The 20,205-nt window shown below is 32.8% G+C and carries 19 protein-coding genes; 7 read left to right on the top strand and 12 right to left on the bottom strand.

Going from position 1 to position 20,205, the window contains the following annotated elements:
• The first annotated feature begins 67 nt into the window (after nt 1-67).
• The 6 genes from QMG60_RS18880 (at nt 68) to QMG60_RS18855 (ending at nt 6,415) form a co-directional block, all read left to right on the top strand.
• Complete coding sequence (locus QMG60_RS18880; protein ID WP_134140339.1) at nt 68-1,021, top strand: isoaspartyl peptidase/L-asparaginase; 954 nt, start codon at nt 68-70, stop codon at nt 1,019-1,021.
• 8 nt (nt 1,022-1,029) lie between these two features.
• Nucleotides 1,030-1,923, top strand: coding sequence for a cyanophycinase (locus QMG60_RS18875; protein WP_134140341.1), 894 nt, complete (start codon nt 1,030-1,032; stop codon nt 1,921-1,923).
• A gap of 4 nt (nt 1,924-1,927) precedes the next feature.
• Nucleotides 1,928-3,316 (top strand): Na+/H+ antiporter NhaC family protein, encoded by a 1,389-nt coding sequence (locus QMG60_RS18870; RefSeq protein ID WP_057116308.1) that lies wholly within the window; start codon nt 1,928-1,930, stop codon nt 3,314-3,316.
• A gap of 12 nt (nt 3,317-3,328) precedes the next feature.
• Complete coding sequence (locus QMG60_RS18865; protein ID WP_281866037.1) at nt 3,329-4,378, top strand: cyanophycinase; 1,050 nt, start codon at nt 3,329-3,331, stop codon at nt 4,376-4,378.
• Nucleotides 4,379-4,445: 67 nt separating this feature from the next.
• Complete coding sequence (locus QMG60_RS18860; protein ID WP_281867941.1) at nt 4,446-5,360, top strand: arginine deiminase family protein; 915 nt, start codon at nt 4,446-4,448, stop codon at nt 5,358-5,360.
• Nucleotides 5,361-5,425: 65 nt separating this feature from the next.
• Entirely contained in the window at nt 5,426-6,415 is a 990-nt protein-coding gene (locus QMG60_RS18855; protein WP_281866036.1) for an arginine deiminase-related protein, read from the top strand.
• A 156-nt stretch (nt 6,416-6,571) separates the two neighbouring features.
• Here the strand turns inward: QMG60_RS18855 and QMG60_RS18850 are convergent, their stop codons facing one another.
• From QMG60_RS18850 to QMG60_RS18810, 9 genes are all read right to left on the bottom strand, one after another.
• Nucleotides 6,572-7,126, bottom strand: a complete 555-nt coding sequence (locus QMG60_RS18850) for an NAD(P)-binding domain-containing protein (RefSeq protein ID WP_281866035.1) — start codon at nt 7,124-7,126, stop codon at nt 6,572-6,574.
• Nucleotides 7,127-7,919: 793 nt separating this feature from the next.
• On the bottom strand, nt 7,920-8,321 hold the full coding sequence (locus tag QMG60_RS18845) for a helix-turn-helix transcriptional regulator (protein ID WP_241774338.1): 402 nt from the start codon (nt 8,319-8,321) through the stop codon (nt 7,920-7,922).
• A 492-nt stretch (nt 8,322-8,813) separates the two neighbouring features.
• Nucleotides 8,814-9,218 (bottom strand): response regulator, encoded by a 405-nt coding sequence (locus tag QMG60_RS18840; protein ID WP_281866034.1) that lies wholly within the window; start codon nt 9,216-9,218, stop codon nt 8,814-8,816.
• Nucleotides 9,212-11,515, bottom strand: a complete 2,304-nt coding sequence (locus tag QMG60_RS18835; protein ID WP_281866033.1) for a PAS domain S-box protein — start codon at nt 11,513-11,515, stop codon at nt 9,212-9,214. The genes QMG60_RS18840 and QMG60_RS18835 overlap by 7 nt, the downstream gene beginning before the upstream one ends.
• 31 nt (nt 11,516-11,546) lie before the next feature.
• A complete protein-coding gene (locus tag QMG60_RS18830; protein ID WP_281866032.1) occupies nt 11,547-12,308 on the bottom strand; it encodes a LytTR family DNA-binding domain-containing protein in 762 nt (253 codons plus the stop codon).
• Between the two features lie 1,295 nt (nt 12,309-13,603).
• Complete coding sequence (locus QMG60_RS18825) at nt 13,604-13,909, bottom strand: hypothetical protein (protein ID WP_281866031.1); 306 nt, start codon at nt 13,907-13,909, stop codon at nt 13,604-13,606.
• A 273-nt stretch (nt 13,910-14,182) separates the two neighbouring features.
• Nucleotides 14,183-14,467: a hypothetical protein gene (locus QMG60_RS18820; RefSeq protein WP_134141832.1), complete on the bottom strand. Its 285-nt coding sequence runs from the start codon at nt 14,465-14,467 to the stop codon at nt 14,183-14,185.
• A gap of 277 nt (nt 14,468-14,744) precedes the next feature.
• Nucleotides 14,745-15,413, bottom strand: a complete 669-nt coding sequence (gene hxpB, locus QMG60_RS18815) for a hexitol phosphatase HxpB (RefSeq protein WP_281866030.1) — start codon at nt 15,411-15,413, stop codon at nt 14,745-14,747.
• A 180-nt stretch (nt 15,414-15,593) separates the two neighbouring features.
• A complete protein-coding gene (locus QMG60_RS18810; protein ID WP_281866029.1) occupies nt 15,594-16,205 on the bottom strand; it encodes an NAD(P)H-dependent oxidoreductase in 612 nt (203 codons plus the stop codon).
• 112 nt (nt 16,206-16,317) lie between these two features.
• Here QMG60_RS18810 and QMG60_RS18805 point away from each other — a divergent pair, with 112 nt between their 5' ends.
• Nucleotides 16,318-16,680: a helix-turn-helix domain-containing protein gene (locus QMG60_RS18805; RefSeq protein ID WP_057116297.1), complete on the top strand. Its 363-nt coding sequence runs from the start codon at nt 16,318-16,320 to the stop codon at nt 16,678-16,680.
• A gap of 449 nt (nt 16,681-17,129) precedes the next feature.
• On the opposite strand, the gene QMG60_RS18800 is transcribed toward QMG60_RS18805, so the two are convergent.
• The 3 genes from QMG60_RS18800 to QMG60_RS18790 form a co-directional block, all read right to left on the bottom strand.
• Nucleotides 17,130-18,047, bottom strand: coding sequence for a hypothetical protein (locus QMG60_RS18800; RefSeq protein ID WP_281866028.1), 918 nt, complete (start codon nt 18,045-18,047; stop codon nt 17,130-17,132).
• Between the two features lie 22 nt (nt 18,048-18,069).
• Nucleotides 18,070-18,942, bottom strand: a complete 873-nt coding sequence (locus QMG60_RS18795; protein ID WP_281866027.1) for a helix-turn-helix domain-containing protein — start codon at nt 18,940-18,942, stop codon at nt 18,070-18,072.
• Nucleotides 18,943-19,041: 99 nt separating this feature from the next.
• Nucleotides 19,042-19,950, bottom strand: a complete 909-nt coding sequence (locus QMG60_RS18790; protein WP_281866026.1) for an alpha/beta hydrolase — start codon at nt 19,948-19,950, stop codon at nt 19,042-19,044.
• Between the last annotated feature and the right edge of the window lie 255 nt (nt 19,951-20,205).

The raw sequence follows: 20,205 nt of genomic DNA, 5'->3' as shown, positions 1-20,205 counted from the left end.
CCATCAATAAATGGTATTTCGCCAGCAGTCTTCTTTCAAATCAAAAAAAAGAAAAAAGAAAAAAGAAATGACAAATAAAAAAACCTTTGCACTTTGTATACATGGAGGTGCCGGTGTAATAACTCCTGAGAATTTATCACAAACAGACAAAAATAAAATAAAAAATGACTTAATTCTTGCCCTGAATGCAGGAGAAGCAATTTTAGCAGAAGGAGGCAATGCTGTTGATGCTGTTAGTGCTGCTGTAGTAGTTTTAGAGAATAGTATCCATTTTAATGCAGGAAAGGGAGCGGTTTATTCTCGTGAGGGCAAACATTTGCTGGAAGCGTCAATAATGGATGGTGCTACTTTAGAGGCTGGAGCGGTAGCGAACAGTATGAAAATTAAAAACCCTATTTTATTTGCCAAAAGCTTATTAGCAAATAAAGATATTATAATGATTTCAGGCGAGGCTGCGGATAGTTTGGCAGAACAAACTAATCATGAATTAGTGGATAACCATTATTTTGACACTGATTTTAGAAAAGAACAATTTTTGGAGGCGAAAAAAATTTCTGAAACAGCAAGTTTTTTGGATCATACAAATTTAAAGATGGGAACTGTTGGCGCTGTTGCTATTGACAGAAATGGTAATATAGCTGCAGCAACTTCAACTGGAGGTATGACCAATAAATTGGATGGACGTATTGGTGACTCTGCAATTATCGGTGCTGGTACTTACGCCAATAATAAGACTTGCGGCGTGTCCTGTACAGGTGTTGGAGAATATTTTATCAGGGCCACAGTCTCTTCAATGGTTTCAAATTTAATGGAATTTGGGAAAATGTCTCTTGAGCAGGCAACTGAAGTAACCATCAAAGGCCATTTGACAAAGCTTGGAGGAGAAGGAGGACTTATCGCAATTGATAAGGATGGCAATGTTAATTTTTCTTATAACTCGGAAGGAATGTATCGAGGATATGTGAGTGAGAAAAATAGTGAGAAGAAAGTGTTTATCTGGGATCTGGAAGAAAAAATTTAATGTCAAAAATGAAAACTTTCAAACAATTAGCAATGATAATTTTATTACTAAGTTTATCATGCAAATCAAAACAAAATAAGTCTTTCAAACAAGATAATTTACCAGCAGGCAAAATTGTAAAAAATACAGCCAAAGGAAACTTATTTATAATTGGAGGCGGTAAAATATCTAAATCACTGATTAAGGAATTGATAAGCACTAGTAATTTGAAAGATAACGATTTTATTGTAATACTTCCAATGGCAAGCGAGGAGCCAGACTCTGCGTCATACTATGCTAAAAAAAGTTTTGTTGACGTAGGAATCAATGCGGATAAAATAAAAACATTTAATTTAAAAAAAGAGCAGCAAAGCATTTATCAGATTGATTCTATAAAAAGAGCATCCTTAGTTTACATTACTGGCGGTGACCAAAATTTATTTATGTCCCAAATTCTTCACACACCAGCATACCAAGCCATACACACCGCATACCAAAATGGTGCGACAATTGCTGGAACAAGCGCTGGCGCTGCTGTAATGAGCAGGGAAATGATAACTGGTATTGAGTATAAACATTCTCAGTACACTGGTAACTTTCGAACTATTGAGTCAGAAAATTTTGAGATTAAAGAAGGACTTGGACTAATGCCCTCTGCAATCATAGATCAGCACTTTATTTACAGGATGAGAATGAACAGGCTCCTTTCAGTTGTCTTAGAGCATCCTGATAAAAAAGCAATTGGTATTAATGAATCAACTGCCCTAATTGTTCATGGTGACTCAGCAGTAGTTTCTGGAGAATCACAAGTTATCATTTTAAAAAACTCGAATAAAAATAGTATTAAAACAAAAGATGGTCTTTTGGGCGGTGAAAATATTCTTATAGACATTCTTCTACCTGGAGAAAAATTTAAACTTTAAAAAAATGAAACTATTACAAAAATTTCCAGATACAATCACTATTATTTTAGTGATCACTATTCTTTTTATTGGTTTAACCTGGGTTATTCCTGCAGGAGAGTTCGATAGGTCACACGGAAACAATACTGAGAAGATTATTGCAGGTTCGTACAAACATGTAGCGGCATCTCCTCAAGGAATTAAAGCTTTTTTAGAAGCTCCGATTAAAGGTTTTATTTCCGCATCGCAAATTATTGCTTTTGTATTTTTGGTTGGAGGTGCTTTTTCTATTATAAATTTGACAGGTGCCATAAATGCTGGACTTTTTAATGTAATTGAGTTCAGTCAAAAAAAGCCAAAACATAAAATTTTCATTATTCCTTTTTTAATTATATTGTTTTCTTTTGCTGGAGCTACTTTTGGATTGAGCGAAGAAATTTTAATATTTATTTTAATTACCGTACCCATGGCAAAAGCGATGGGTTATGATGCTATTGTTGGTGCCGCTATTCCAATTGTTGGCACTGGTGTTGGTTTTGGAGGAGCCTTTAGTAACCCATTTACTATTGGTATTGCACAAGGTATTGCACAAATTCCAATTTTTAGCGGGATGGAATATAGGATTTTTGTATGGTTTGTTTTGACAACCTGTGCCTGCACTGTAATCACTCACTATGCAATAAAGATCGAAAAAAATCCCGAGAAAAGTCTATTATTTGGCAGTACTGATGAGAAAGAGAAAAGCAGTCTTGAGGTATCAGATTTTAAATTAGACGGTTCAAGAAAAATAATTTTATATGCACTTTTTGCTTCAATTATCATATTAATTTATGGGGTGAGTAATTATGATTGGTACATAAACGAAATTGCTGCTTTATTTTTGGCATTAGCAATTTTTGTTTCCATTATTTACAGAATGTCTATGTCAAAAGCGATAGATGCTTTTGTATCTGGAGCTAAAGATATGATGACTGCAGCTTTGGTAATTGGATTGGCTAAAGGACTATTAATCATTGCGCAGGAAGGCAAAATTATTGACACAATACTTAATTCAATTGTATCAATAACGCAGGACACGCCCAAAGCTATATCCGCTGAATGTATCTTTTTTTTCCAATCATTTTTAAACTTTTTTATTCCTTCAGGATCAGGACAAGCTTCTTTAACGATGCCTATTATTATTCCTATTTGTGATGCATCAGAAATAAGCAGACAAATGGCTGTGCTTACTTTTCAATTAGGTGATGGTTTTACTAATCTTATCATTCCCACAAGCGGGGTTACAATGGGAGCGCTTTCTTTGGCGAAAATACCCTATAGTAAATGGTTTAAATGGATGCTGCCTAGAATGTTGGTGTTTTTAATAGCGTCTATGCTGCTGATTCTCCCTCCTTTATATTTATTTAATTGGTAAAATCATAGTAAAATGAAAACAATTACGATAACTTTTCTGCTGATTTTAAGCGGTTGTTCTTCTGAAAATAATCAGGAAAATTCAGTTCAACAAAAACCAGAAGTAAAAAACTACGTGTCTTATTTTACAGGAAATAAAGTAGATAAAATTACTGTTCCAGAAGGCGGAATCTGCTTAATGGGAGGAGCCACCGAAAATGATGAAGCAATGAAATGGTTTCTAAAAAGGGCAGCTGGCGGAGATGTTTTGATATTAAGAACTTCGGGATCCGATGGTTATAATTCGTACTTACACTCTTCTTTAGGTGTTGCCGTTAATTCTGTTGAAACCATTGTCTTTAAGACTGTTGCAGCGAAGTCAGATAAGTATATACTGGAGAAAATAAATAATGCAGAAGCGATTTGGTTCGCCGGCGGAGATCAATGGGAATATATTTCTTACTGGCGAAACACTCCAATTTCTGAAGCTATCAATAATGCTATTAAAAGAAAGGCAGTTGTGGGCGGAACCAGTGCAGGTATGGCTATTCAGGGAGGTTTTTATTTTTCGGCTCAAAACGGCACGATAACTTCTCAAGAAGCTTTATTGAATCCTTATGATACTAAAATTGCACTATCAAATGATTTATTTTTAGATAATGCAATATTAAAAGATGTAATTACCGATACGCATTATGATAACCCCGATAGAAAAGGAAGGCACGTGACTTTTTTAGCTCGAATTATAAATGATTATAAAGTAGAAGCTAAAGGAATTGCGTGTGATGAATACACATCGGTATGTATCGACGAAAAAGGAATTGCAAGAGTCTTTGGCAATTATCCTGCAAGGGAAGATACCGCATACTTTATAGCACCAAATACAGAAATTCCAGATAACAAGCCAGAAATTTGTAAGCCTAACACTCTACTGGAATGGAATCGGAATGCAACTGCAATTAATGTTTATGAAATTAGAGGAACTAGTACAGGAGTCAATACATTTAATTTGAATAATTGGAAGGATGGAGTAGGAGGCGTATGGAAAAAATGGTTTGTAGAAAGTGGTAAACTAAAAGAGTAAAGAAGCTAAAGAAAAATGCATTTTAATGAAAGACGAACCATTTTTGTCTTTAAAATATAATAAAGTTATGTTGCAATTAAATGTAAAGAACGAAACGTCAAGACTGCGTGCCGTAGTTTTGGGTTCTGCCGTTCATAATGGGCCGACTCCTTCATTAGAAGAAGCCTATGATCCTAAATCATTGGAACATATTAAAGCAGGAACATATCCTATCGAAAAAGATATGACTGCTGAAATGGATGCTTTTAATGCTGTGTTTCAAAAGTATGATGTAACTGTTTACCGCCCCGAATTGATAGAAAATTATAATCAGATTTTTGCAAGAGATATTGGATTTGTAATTGATGATGTTTTTATAAAATCGAATATTTTACCAGACCGCGAGCGTGAACTGGATGCCATTCAATATGTAATTGATCAAGTAGATCCTTTAAAAGTCGTGCGTCCGCCGGAAGAAGTTCATATAGAAGGCGGAGATGTTATGCTCTGGAATGATCATATTTTTATAGGTACCTATAAAGGAAGCGATTACAAAGATTATATAACTGCACGAACAAATATGCATGGCGTCAATTTTATAAAAGAATTATTTCCGAATAAAATTGTAAAAGAATTTGATCTGGTTAAATCGAAATTGGAAGCCCGCGACAATGCATTACACTTAGACTGTTGTTTTCAGCCGGTTGGAAAAGACAAAGGAATAATCTACAAGAGAGGTTTTCGTGAAGAAGCAGATTATTTGTATTTGGTAAGTTTATTCGGGAAAGAAAATTTATTTCATATCGAAAGAGAAGAAATGTATAATATGTTTTCAAATGTATTTTCGATTGATAAAGATGTTGTGGTTTCGGAGAAAAATTTTACCCGATTAAATAACTGGCTTCGTTCAAAAGGATTTACTGTGGAAGAAATTCCGTATGCTGAAATTGCAAAGCAGGAGGGTTTATTGAGATGTTCAACACTTCCACTAATAAGAGACTAGGAATAATTTCAGAATTCAGATTTCAACAACTTGAAACTTGAAACATGAAACAAAAAATATATAAAATGAGACAAACAACAAATGCAATCGTAATGATTCGTCCAGTTGCTTTTAGAATGAATGAGCAGACGGCTGTAAATAATTATTACCAAAAAGTATTAGACGGATTATTGCCAAGTACTGTAAATGCTAAAGCCCAGCAGGAATTTGATGCCTTTGTGGAGAAACTGAGAGCTGTTGGTGTTGATGTAACGGTGATTGAAGATACTTTAGAGACGGATACCCCGGATAGTATTTTTCCAAACAACTGGGTTTCATTTCATGAAAATGGCGATGTTGCGCTTTACCCAATGTTTGCTGAGAACCGCCGCCAGGAACGCCGCGAAGATATTTTAGATACTCTAGAAGAAAAAGGATTCGAGATTACTAATATAATGGATTATACTTCTGCAGAAGAGGATGGTATTTTCTTAGAAGGAACAGGAAGTTTATTATTAGATAGAGCAAACGGAAAAGCTTACTGTGCTTTATCCCCGAGAGCAGATGAAGAGTTATTTATAGAATTCTGCGAAGATTTTGATTATGCCCCTGTAATTTTTGAAGCTTTTCAGACTGTTGACGGCGAGCGTAAACTTATTTATCATACAAATGTAATGATGTGTCTGGGCGAGACTTTTGCGGTTATCTGCGCAGATTGTATTGACGATAAAAAAGAACGTAAAATGGTTCTGGATAATCTTAAACAAGATCAAAAAGAAATTATTCTAATAACCGAGGCTCAGGTAAATAATTTTGCTGGAAATATGTTAGAAGTCAGAGGAAAAGATGATAAGCGGTATATTGTTATGAGTGCATCGGCGCATCAAAGTTTGACTCCTAAGCAGATTTCCCAGTTGGAGAATCATGCTGAAATTTTAAGTTCAAGTTTAGATACAATCGAGGCTTGCGGCGGCGGAAGTGCCAGATGTATGATGGCCGAAGTTTTCTTGTCCAGATCTCCGCGTACATTACGCCAAAAAACAAAAATTAACTTCAATAAATACTATAAAGAATAAATTTATTTAATTGTTAAAATTATAAAGCTGAAACTCTTCAGCTTTTTTACCTTAGATCAAACTGAGTCATTTTTAAGAATATTTCCTAATAGACCAAAACTTTAACAAAACTTCGTTCCTGCTATTTTTGGCATAAACGAAGTTTTGTGATTTGTGTCAATTATGTAGATCCATTTCATTTACTGTTATTAGAGCAGTACTTGAAAAGTCTAAAGCAGTCAAAAAAGAAATTACCTTATTTTCTACTTTTGGATTCTTAACCATATAAAAAATTTCTGTTTGGTGTTTAGATTCATTTTTATTTATGATTAAAGGTTGTAATCTATTAAAGATTCTCACCACGTGTGCATCTGGCAATAGGGAAGCAATCTTTTCACTAGCAGATTTTCCTATTATTACAGGGAGAGAAGAAGATGGAGATTCAAACTTAAAAATGGAATTGTTAGTGTGTAATATTATTTTTTCGGACATATCTGGTAAACGGGATACTGATGATTCTAGTTCTTCCCAGTCTAAAGAGAATACAATGATTTCAGCTATAGCTGCGTCATACATATCAACTAATTTTACATTATTGCCCATATTTTGAATTATTTCTTTTAAGCCATAAATCTGCTTTGTGTGGCTGATTAATACTTCATAGCCTAATTTGGCAGCTCTATGCGCATAATCCATATTTATATTTTTAACTCCTATAATTCCGACTTTCATTTCTTTGATATCTGTTTTATTTTGTATTGTAAGCTATATTCTGTAAAATATTAAGCAATCGTGCTGAACTAATTAAATAACTCTTTTTTTTTGCTCTAAAGGCAGCCAACTAATTCCAACAGAGTACTGAAAGAATATTATACTTAGACTGAATTTCATTTATTCAATTTAGATTTTAATAAAATTGAGTAATAAATATATCTCCCCAAGCCATAAATGATAGTTGATTATAGATTTGAAATTTATAATCTACACGAATATTTTAATAATTGAAAATTGACTGTAGTGCTTTTAAATAAAAAGATTAACAATCAATTATTCGTTAGGTTTATCATTTTTGCGGTAAGAAATATAATAATAGAACAAAATACTGCAGTTAAAAACTCGAAGTAGTAGATTTAGCTGCTGGTTAATCTCAACAATTAAAGATTGGTTGAAGACCTCTTAAAGAAAGAGTTTTTGTAGGGATCATTTTGTTTTTTCTTTTCAAAACTAGAAAGATTTTTAGTAGAGGTTAAAAATATTAAAAAAAAATAAAATGCCAAAGGTGATTACTTATATATGTCCTCTTTCTCACTTTTATTTTTTTAATGAAATATGGTAGTATGTTTTTTGGAATTGAGATTTTGCTACTTCAAATTTACTGACATTTGAGCTGAGTTGATAAGTTTGATATTACAGAGAGCTCCAGATGGCGTACTGTGATTCTGCAACAAAAAATAGAATATGAAGGTGTTTAATTTTTTATGGCAAAAGGTATCAAAGTCCACAATTTCATAATTTTAATTTTGTGTTACAGACCAAATCTAGTTTTATAATATTCTAATTCATTTTCAGTTTTATTTAAAAGCTTTTCTAAAAGTTTTATTTTGTCCTCATAAAGTTCTTTTAGAACTTTATAGTTATCATTTAAATCTGTGTTAGTATCTTTAATTGTATTTAAACTTTTAATACATTCTTTACTGTCAAAATTTATTATCTCTTCTATGCTAGCTTCAAATATTACGCTAATTTCTAGCAATTTAGAATATGATACAAGAGTTTTTCCTTTTTCAATTTTACTATAACCGGCTTGGGTAATGCCAAGTTGATCAGCCATATATTGCTGTGTATAATTTCTTAATTCTCTAATGTTTTTAATTTTATTTTTTATTGACGTGCCCATGTAACGGGGATGTTGTACCGTTTTTTTCATCTTTATTATGATTTAAGTTATTAGTACAAGTTTTTCTAATTTAAAGTCTATTTTTTTGAAAATAGTATAGCAGCCAAGACCTGCTGTAAATAATAAAAAAAGCATTGAGTAAATAAAACCTTCAACTGGTGCATGCGCTAAATAAATACAAAGGCGATTTGTTGATCGCGCAATCATTAGAGTAACAAATATTAAATAGAAAACTGGTTTTTTCATGATTGACAATAGTGGGGAGTTAAGCTAAAAGCATTTATTAGATTGTGCAAAACATTCTTTTTTAATATTATATATGCAAATTAACAGGGATACCTTTAAAACTAAAAGGGAGAAGTAATAACCGACAGTTATATAGTATAACCGTTTACTGCAATAAATTCCAGCTATGAAAATTCTGATACTAAATCACTACGATATTGCAAGCGGAGTGGTGGAGTATAAAATCCTGATTTAGTTTAATTCAATTATTAGAATTAATAGTAACAATGACTGCTCCTAAAAAATTCGGTCAAGAAATTCTTTGGTAATCGGTTTTACATGAAAAGAAACCACATTCTTATTATTGCTTGATCGTGCAATATCTTCATTATCAATTGTTGAGGATATGATATAGGTTTTGCAATAATTTTTTAGAGTAGTTGATAATTTATCATATGCTTCCATAAATTCAAATCCGGACATTAGAGGCATGTAAATGTCTACAAAAATTATTTCAGGTAATTTAGAAATATTGTCCTGATTGTCCTGCAGATATTTCATGGCTTCTTGTGCCTCTGTATAATGCATCACATTTTTCCCAAAATTATTCTGCGTAACCATTCGTGAGATAATATATAAATCTACCAGATTATCATCAATAATCATAACGGTTTCAAATTTTGAATGTAGTTCTTTTAGCATGGTTTCAAATTTTTTAGAGTGATATTAAATTTGGTTCCGATCCCTTTCTCTGACTGCACTTCTATAGAGCCCTGTAATATTTCTACAGCATCTTTTACGATATATAGGCCAATACCTGAGCCATCTTTGCCTGAAAGACGAAAAAACATTTCGAATATTTTTTGATGATATGCAGGATCAATTCCTATCCCGTTATCTACTATTGAAAAATGTAGATTTTCATTATCCGAATATCCAAATATTTTTACAAATCTGTCATCTTCCTCTTTTTTATGGTATTTTATGGCATTTGAAATTAGATTTTTTATAATGGTTGTAAATCTAAGCTTGTCCGTGTAAAAAAGTTTTTGTTCGGTAATTTCAATTTCAAAACGAATCCCTTTAGCTTCTTTCATTCTTTGGAGCGAATCTACTATATCAAGTACCATTTCATTTGGCGAAATCTGTTCTACTAAAATCCCAGTACGGTTATTACGCGAATAGCTTAAAATATTTTTTATAAAGTCATCCAAACGATTGATGCTAATCCGTATCAATTCAGCATGCTTTAGAGTATCAATTTCCTTGCTTTCTGTTTCAATAAAAGAGATCAGACCAAGAATAGATGTTAGAGGCGAACGTAGATCGTGTGATACACTATATACAAATCGATCCAGTTCCGAATTGGTTTTGATAAGCTCCCGATTTCTTTTTTCCAAATTTGTTTCTGCCTTTTTGCGATCAGAGATATCATTAGAAAGAATTAATCTTGCTGCTGTTCCTTCATAAACAACATTATGGGCAATAATTTCAACAGGAATAATAGTTCCATCTTTCTTTATATGATTCCATATTCCTCTATTATAATTCGATTTAGTAATATTTGAAGTATCACTCGATTTTATGAAATGAATTTTATCATCATTTGGCCGTATGTCCAAAGCAGTCATAGAAAGGAATTCTTCACGGCTGTATCCGTATTGCAGAATTGCCATTTTATTTACATCCAGAAATTTAAAAGACACTAAATCAATAATCCACATTGGCATTGGATTGTTGTCAAAAAGATACCTGTATTTTTTTTCACTTTTTTTCAGCTCTTTTTGTGCCAGTTTCATTTCAGTAATATCAGAAAGTACAATAACTGCTCCTGTTATTTCACCATCAGCATTGTGAAACGAAACTGGGTGTGGCAGCACATTGCGCTTATCGCCATTCGGGCGCTCTATAATTATTTCCTTATTAAGGATTGGATCACCATCTTTTAGTGCTGTAGCCAACGAACATAAATTCAAAGGTGCAGAGTGCTCTTTTTTATTATCATTACTGTACCATGAATTACACCATAAATCTTTTCCTAATTCAGGCTCTCTACCCCATAATGCGGCTGCGGCCTTATTATAAAGTACTATTCGTCCTTCAGCATCGCAAGAGTAGGTAGCAACTGGCAATTTATGGATTAAATCTTTATACATTTTTTCGCTTTCTTCAATTTTTTTTCGCGATAGAACCTGCTCTGTTACATCGTTCCCAAAAATGAATATTCCGTCAATAGTATTATCTGCATTCCTGCGGGCCTGAAAAATAAAATTTAAGTAAAAATCTTTGAATTTTCCGTCGCTATAACGATCAAATGTTATGAGCATTTCATTAGCACAAAAGCTTTCCCCTGTTTTAAATACATTATCTAAAATTTCAAAAATTCCTTGCGTTTCAAGTTCTGGCAAAACTTCTTTTACAGTCTTCCCAATAATATCCCTCTTATCAATTAACTGCAAATAAAGTTCGTTTGCCAATTCATAAACGTGGTTGGGACCATTTAAAATTCCCATATAGGAAGGGGCCTGCGAATATATATTAAAGAATTGCAGCCTTTCAAATTCAATTGCTTTTTCTATATTTTTTTTCTCAGTAATATCTCTCCCTATGCAGTAGCATAAATTTTTAACATTATCTCGAACAATAGACCATTGCAAATAGATAATATTTGTGTTTTTGTGTATGAACTTTTTTTCAAATATAGGTAAGTGTGTCTCGCTCTTAAAATCAAAATTTTCATTTATCGGAATACCATTATCCTCATGAAATAAAAAATCACTGTATTTTTTACCAATTAATTCTTCGGGTTTATAACCTAAAATACGTTCTGAAGCTTTATTTACCCATACAAATCTTCCCTCTTCATCACAAGAGCAGATTAGATCCATTGAAAAATCTAAAATTTTACCAAGGTCAGTTAAAGGTTCTTCCAAATGATAAGTAGTATTATCATTTTTTTCTTCTGCCACGTTGCTTTCTGAATTATTATGGATATTCATTTTGCGGGTAATTGAGGTTAACTTTTTATTTTTAATCTTTAAGTTTTATAAACTTGTTAAAATCATCTTGCCGTCTTTTGGCAATTGGTAAAATTACTCCATTAGAAAGTTCGCAGAAGTAGCCGTCTTTTTTTGAGATTTTAGCGATATAACGAAGATTGACAATATAAGAATGGTGTATTCTAAAAAAATAACTGTTATCAAGAATTGTACTGTATTCACCTAGATTTCTGCTTGACATTATCTTGGCTCCGTTACTTAAAATAAAAACGGTATACTTTCCATCTGCTTTGCAAAAAGTAATTTCGGACATTGGTATGAGTTCTATTTTTTCTAAAGATGCAACGGCAACATAATCATTTTTTTGACTTATAGTGTTTGAAATATTTATATTGTTAATTTTTTGATTTTGATAGGAGCGCTCCATTTCCCTTCTTTTAATTACTTTATAAATAGCCATTATTATGGAATTAAAATCAATTGGTTTTAGTAAAAAATCAACGGCATCGTGTTTAAAAGCTTTAACAGCATAATCCTTATTTGCTGATATAAATACAAGTTTCGGAATATTAAATTCTAATTGTTCGAGCATTTCAAAAAACAAATTATCTGTAAGATAAATATCTAAGAAAATAAGGTCTGGCTTTTTCTCTTTTATTAAAGTCATTACGTCTTTTGTACAATCCGCGTTACCAATTATCTCAATAATCATAGCGTTTTCTTCCTCAAATTTTTTTAAGATTTGAAAAGTTTCTTGTTCCTCAGATATGATTATGGCATTAACAGGAGTCATGTCTTTTATTTGCGCTTTATTATCAATTCAAAAATTTAGTTCAAAAATTCAAATATGAATGTGTTGATTATTAATTATTTTACTCATGTCTAAAATGTTATACTTTCAGACATAAATTACAGAAACATTTAGCAATACTTTTACGATTAGGTTATTTGATTTATTGAGAAGTAATAAATGGACAAATAAAAGTATAAGTGTTTAAAATTGACCTTATCTTGTATTGATGCTGTTTTAACAACTGGTTTTATATAGACTAAATAATGATCTGTTACTTGTTTAGTCTTAGTTCTAGTTTAATTATACTATTTTATGAGATAGAAGTTTTAAAAGAAAACTATTAGTCTTTGATAGTTTTATTTTCTTTGCAAAATAAGATCATTAGGAAATATAGTTATAGGACAAAATACTTCATTTATGGGACTAATGTCTCTTTAACGAAAATTTGTGCATACTTTTTATTTATTAAACCAATAACAGCAAAAAAAGTAAGTTGTTATAAGTTGTAAGTAGGTTTGCCCAGACATGCACAAATCCAAATTTGTAATTCAATTTCAGAGAGTAATAACTAATACTATTGCTGTTATTTGCAACAACAGTTATATTTTTTAAATCAAAGTCAGATTAATAAAAGTTCTGAAGTTAAATTTGGAAAGCGTTGATTTGTTAGTTTTTCATTTTGCAAATAACGATGTACTACGATTCTGCCACAAAACTTAGATGTGTCAAATAATTTTAAAAACTGCCTTAACTTTTTGTGGTAAAATAAAAGCAGTTTCGGTCGCTAAAATTTGAGCAAAAAAAAGTCCTCGATGAGCTGTATATTGTTTTTATCAACTGTTTTCATAATCCAATTTAATATCTTATTTTGATATAATTTGATTATTTTTAGTTGTTTAATATTTCAAAATTACTGAGCTTATATTTAATATTGATAGATGTAGAGTATTATATAGTTTTTTATCCGTTATTTTCAATTTGAGAGCTTGATTTAATAATATTGGAACCTAGACTTCTTTAGTTTTTAATTTTAGTGAATTTTTGGTTGTTCGAACACATGCAGTGATTTTTACACAAAACAAAGATTATAGGGAATTAAAAAACTTATGGACCTGAAAGTTATTACGAGAAAAAAGTGCTAGGGGTATGCAGGGTGGAAAAACATGATGAGAACAGAATTTCATGGGCAGAACGAAAATTAAAAGAATAATTTTCTATTGCCCGGGAAGTTATCTGACTGTGTGGATCAGTTTATCCACATGTTGTGTGGTAAACTGGCAGCTGCGAATTCCTATCTAATAATAAGTTGATTCCAGATACGGGTCATAGATTTCCGCATCCCACTGGTTATCATTAAATAGATCTGTAAGCTCATCTTGAGATTCTAAATCAATAACATTTTCGTTTTCGCTACAGCTGTATGCTGCATCTAGAAATTCACAGTCAAAGTCTGGTTCATCATCAGATCTGCTGTATAAGTCTGTTAAAAGATTTTGTTTCTGCGTTTCTATTCGAAATGCCTCATCTGCGGAATTTGTGCCAGATTCAATATTAATTTTTTTAAATAATGGAATAACTGGACTTACTGCTGCTATTTTCATATTTGGACTAAAAGGTGGGTGTATAAATATATTTTTTCAAAAGTAGCTTGAACAGCAGCTTTTTAAGTTATAGAATTTTGATAGAGTTTTATATAATTTATAATTAATCAGAGGGCATTTTTAGCAACAGGCAGGCAATATAAGTCCAGCTTCTGGAAAGGATAAAAAGCTGTATGAAAACTATTAAGGAGCAGATAAAAGAATTAAATTTAAAAAGTAAAGGAAACAGTTGTTGATTTCTGTTTCCTTTATATTTCTTTTACTAGAGTCGTCCTACTCTGTCTGTTGAGAATCTGAAGCTGATTCAGCTTTTGAAATGCTTTGTGCAGCAGACTTCAAAACATCTTGATATTTGGCAATACCTATTCCAATTATAGGTATTGATAATTTTCCAATTACAGAGCCCGCCTGAGTATGTCCAGTTTTATTAAGATACGAAGATAAAAGCAGAGCTCCTACTGCCCCGCAGAGGATTAGTTCTCCTGGAACACTGCTGAGTTTATCTTCTATCATTTTTTGTATATCTTCCAGATTTTCCTGATTGAATATATTTTCCATAATCTTATTTTAATTCACTGATTTGTAATTATTCATTGTGATATTAAAATTACATGTTGCGCTGCTACTGTAGTTTATAAAATTTATAAGGAGGCTTATATAATTGACACTTGAATCTTTTGGATCGCTAAAGTATCCATTATATATGGAAGGGGATGAGGAAAGCCCTAAAGGGGTCAGAAATATTTTAAACTTTCTGTTTTATCGTATATTTTTATTGAATCTCTGAATGGGACTGATGATGTGGGCAGTGAGGCAGATATGACAAGTACTCGCCTCAGTTGCTGCAGGCTGCCGGCCATTGGTCAATATGTCTGAAATTGTTAATCACGTCATTTGCGATACTTATGTCTGCGCCTGTATTTCCATTTGTAAATGCTACCACTTTCATTCCTGCCCTTTTGGCTGCAAGCATTCCTGAATAGGAATCTTCAATGGCAGCACACTGCTCTGGTTCTACTTCCAGCTTACGGCATGTAGTTAAATACACACTAGGATCAGGTTTGCCATTTCGTTCTGAATCAGAGGAGGATACTGCATCAAAGTATTGTGCCAATTTTAATTTTTTGAGCACCACAGGTATAATTCTATAAGGTGAATTTGTAGCTAGCCCAATTTTATAACCTTGATTTTTAATAAGCTTCACAAAATTCTCTATACCCTCTATTTGGCAGTTTTCATTCTCAATGAGTTCAATTACACGAGAAATTACTAAATCTGCCACCTGCTGGTCACTTATATCTTCCCATGCACATTTACTGCGCCAGAACTCAGTAACTTCTTTTGTAGTCATTGTTTTAGTGATCAATGTTAGTTCCTCAGTTACCTGAACTCCTAGTGAAGAGAAAATTTCAAATTCTGCTTTCTGCCACAAAGGTTCCGAATCAACCAGCACTCCGTCCATATCAAAAATAACTGCCTTTGTTTTTAAATTTGCCGCATCCATATTCTATGTTTATTTTAAAGTCTGGACTTTGGAAGCAGACTACAGGTTATGTTTCAAAAATACTACTTTTCAAAGCTAAATCAAATACCAGCCCAGACGAAGTTACATTCCTTATAAGTCTTTCTTTCTTACAACCAAAGGAATACTATTTAGCGTTTTGATAAAGATATCATCAAGTAATTAATCGATAACTATACTACTAATTCCTTTTTCCAATGCCGTATCTTGTACTAGAGTTACGTGAAGTCCTTCTGCTCTAAATATGGTAAGATCAGTCATTCCTAAAGCTCCTAAAAAAGATTTTAGATAAGGTGCTACAAAATCATTGGCTTTGCCCTGTTCATCGGTATAAATACCACCTGAACTCATAGCAACATATATTTTTTTACCAGTTACTAAGCCTATAGGCAAACCTTCTTTGCTGTAACCAAATGTAATTCCACGGCGAGTGATATGGTCTATCCAAGCTTTAAGAGAACTGTGAATAGTGCGATTGATAAGTGGTGCTCCGATTACAATGATGTCTGCATCGAATAATTGTGCTACCAATTTGTCCGACAAATTAAGTCTCTGTTTTGTCTCTTCCGTTTGATGCTCTGTTGGCGTTAACATTGCTTGAAACGTTTCTGGAGTAAGATGGGGAATATTACTTTCTACCAAATCCAATTGCTCAACTGTACTATTAGCATATTTTTCTTGAATTTTTTCTACAATAGCATTCCCCAATTTTTTACTGTATGATTGTTCTCCCATTATGCTGGAATTAAGTTGTAATATTTTCTTTGAATTCATTTTTTTATCTTTTTTTAATTATTGATACAAAGGTAAATTCAATAAGTATTAAAAAGATAGTAGTTACCCAAAGGAAAGCGGTTACTTTTTAGAAAGTTGATATATTTACAATATGAAAACGAAAAATAAAAACGAGGAGATTTCGAAGGTAGAATGCGGGAGTAATTTGAAGAATGTAATAGATGCTTTGTATGTACTAAATGGCAAATGGAAATTACCAATTGTTTTGAGTTTGGTAAATGGCTCCAAGCGCTTTAATGAAATCTTGAAGGATGTTGATGGTATTTCTCCAAAAATATTAGCACAGGAACTAAAGCATTTAGAACAAAACGAATTGATATTGAGAAATGTATATGACACTACGCCTGTGAGCATTATTTATGAAGCATCTTCATACAGTGAAACTCTAAGAGACGTTTTAAGAACTTTAAGTGAATGGGGAGCTGGTCATAGAAAAAAGATTACTGGCAAATAGTAAACTAAATTATTTTTATTTCACTACGATATCCCTCTTTGGCTAACTAAACGAATGCAAGAATCGCTATATTACAATTCATTTTTTATTTTTTGTAAACTGTTTTAAGGTTGTAATATTGAAACCTTCCTGAAATACTGCATAAAATGGTTCGCAAATAGGTTCTTAAGGACCGTGATATTTTAGAACCTTTGAAAATTATTTGATTTTGGAGGTTTTTAGATTTTAATGAGTTTAGTACTAGGTCAAGACTTACGCGCCACGATTCTGCCGCAAAACTTTGCCTCATGAAATATCTTAAAAACCGCCTTAATTTTTTGTGTCAAAAATGGTATCCACTCCAAACCCTTGTTGCCATGATTCTGCCATACATATAAATTGTCATTATTTATGAGTTAAGTAAAAAACATTTTTAAAACCTTATTTCGTTTGAATTTTAAGGCCGTAATTTATGTATAAAAAATCTGTAATTGATTTTGCCTTTTTTTCACGCGTTTATTCTTGCTTGGTTCATAGAGGACTTCCTGAATTCCATTTTTTAGAACTACCACTTTATAAGGCTGCTTCATTTTCTCGGTAAGATGATAAATAGTTAATGCCTCGGCTAGATCTTCAAACCATGATGCTGTGCTGTAGAGTGAAACAAAAGGTGTTTTTTGAATTGCTTTATACACTTCTGGGGCATATGAAACTTCGATTGGTTTACCACTTCTAAAGAGTACAGTCTCGAGTAATGGATTGATTACGTTCTCCGAAGGCTCATTATATTTATCCCAAACATTTTGTGTAAAGTCTTTTGATCCTTCCCAAACATCTTTTTCATTCAGATGAGGAGTTAGATTTAGAACGCCATCCACGACATGTGTAGCTTCATGAAGTAAAACGTAGATAATGGCATCCAGATTACCAGCTTCAATCGTAACCTGATATTGACTGTCTGTTAATTTTTGATAGCAGGTGTTTTCTTTCCAGGTTGTCCACTCAGAAATAGTCTGGTTAAGAATTTCAGCACGGAAAGCTATATTATACATTTTTACCGAATCAGATGTTTCGACAGGTGATGTAAGGGCAGTATTGGGCATATTATCCATAAAACTGATACTGTGCAGATGCTTTTTTAGAATTTTTTGATGTAATGGAGGCAGTATAGCAAAGGCATTGTTTAACTTCTCTCTTTCAATATCGGTTAATTGATGTTCAACAGGATCCATGCCTGCATTGCGAAATTTTTTAAAAACACTTTCCGGTGCACGTTGATTGCGTTCAGCCAATGTGCTAATATTGGGATCTTTAACTTGCTGTGCATTAATACAGATTGCAGTTAAGAAAAGGTATAGAAAAGTATACACAAAATATTTACTTGTCATTATTTTATTTTTTTTCTGATTTTTAAAGACTTTCTTCTGAAGCCTGAATGCTGAGGTATTTATTCTTAAAGCCAAATGGGGTTTCATTAGTTTTTATGAAAAAAAGACGGCTAAAATAAGCTGGGTCTTCATATCCAAGATCGTATGCGATTTCTTTGGCACTTTTAGCAGTATGAACTAAAAGTCTTTTTGCTTCTAATATAATTCGGTTTTTGATAATTTCATTGGGTTGCGGCAGGTTCATCCGCTTAAATTTATGGGTCAGAGTCTTGGGTGCTATAGCAAGTATATCGGCATAGTCTGCTACACTATGTTTTTGTTTATAGTTTGCTTCAACCAATTGGGTGAAACGCCTGAAACATTCGAGATCATTGTGGTGTTGCCCCAATACACCGTCTAGGTGCTGCAGTTTCCAGAGTCGGGTTGACTTAATGAAGATTTGTTTCAGATAAGTACGGATCATTTCCTCTTGCGAGGAATCTTTCAAAATAAATTCATCTTGCATCTGAACAAATAAATAATCGATAAATGCGGAATCTGTCTGAGGTACAGTCGTCATGGGCATATTATGAATATTATTGAACAGCAGTCCATCGCAGGCAACTTCCTCGTCATGAATTTGAATGCAGTAAAAATCACTGTTGTAAAATATAAAGAAGCCTTCTTGCTTACCGATCTCTTCGATGCTGAGAACCTGATTGGGACTTATAAAAAAAAGAGAACTGCCTGAAGTATTATATACTTGAAAATCTACCTTGATCTTACAGTCTGCATCAAGGTAAAGCACTTTTATATACTCTTTGTAAGCTTCAGAATTGATCATTTCGAGGCTATCATTATCTACTTTAAGCATACCTATTTTTTTAAGGCTTATATCAAAAACGTGTTCTTTCATTATCAATTCTTTTAAAAGCCGGTCTTTAAAAGACCGGCGATGATACTTAATTAGCTTCTAATCTTTATTTTTTACAAAGCAATGAACTGCGGCAATAAATTATTTTTTTGTAAATTTTTCAAGTTCTGTATTGAATTTTTCCATTTCCTCAATAAATAGTGCGTGTCCACTGTTTTCAAACTTTACAATGTAAGAGTTTTTTAGACCTTTGTGCAATTGCTCTGCAAACACGAAGTCACACAGCTTATCTTTCGTGCCATGAAATATTGCTACAGGCACATTAATTTTTGATAAGGCAGGACGTAAATCAAGATCTCGCAAAGCTATTATAGATTGTGTTGTTGCATAGGGAGAGGCATCAGAATTGATACTTGCCAGCCATTGAGACATAGTTGGTGAGATTGCATTTTCCGACGCGCCAAAGGCTTTACCAAAATCTTCAATCAACTGCTGTCTGTTAGTTCTTGTTGTATGTATTAATCCTGCAGCTGCTTCATCGGTAGCACCATATGGAAAACCTTCACGTTGTTTCCACGAAGGCGCGGCAGCGGCAAAAAGGGCCAGTTTGCTCACATGTGCTCCATTGTATCTTGCCATATAATGTATGACAACTGCACCTCCCATAGAAAAACCGCCGAGAACTGCATTTTCGATCTTAAGTTTATCTAAAACTACCTTGATGTCATCTGAGAAAACATCAAAATCGTATTTACCATAGGGTCTGTCAGATTTTCCAAATCCTCTCATTGATATTCCGATCACCCTAAAACCTTTTTGAACGAAATATTGATATTGATATTCATACATTGCATCATTTAACGGCCATCCGTGTATTAATACAATAGGCTGTCCTTCCCCAAGGTCGGTTACATGAAGTTTTACATTTGGTTCAACTTCAATAAATTCTAATCGTCCGGCTGATGCTGGAACTCGTTTTGATTGAGCCAATAACGGCTGGCTTAAAGTAAAGATACATAAAAGGCTTAATGTTGAAATAAGTGTTTTCATTTTGTTTATTTTTAATTAGTTACTATTTGTTTTGAATTATTTACAATACAAAGATGCGTAAAACACTAAGGCCTGAAAATGGACATTTGGAAGAGTCCATTGTACATTTTTCCCTATATCAAAAACGTCGCTTTAGGACCCAAAAAACAACTCTATTTAATCTATAACTTTATTTAAATCAACGAAGTAAAATCCTGACATAACCTTTATAAGCAAGTACGGAATTACGATCGATATAGAGAAATAAAAGTACTT

The sequence above is a fragment of the Flavobacterium sp. GSB-24 genome (genome assembly GCF_027924665.1).
Lineage (GTDB): Bacteria > Bacteroidota > Bacteroidia > Flavobacteriales > Flavobacteriaceae > Flavobacterium.
This window is presented reverse-complemented; position numbering and strand designations above follow the sequence as displayed.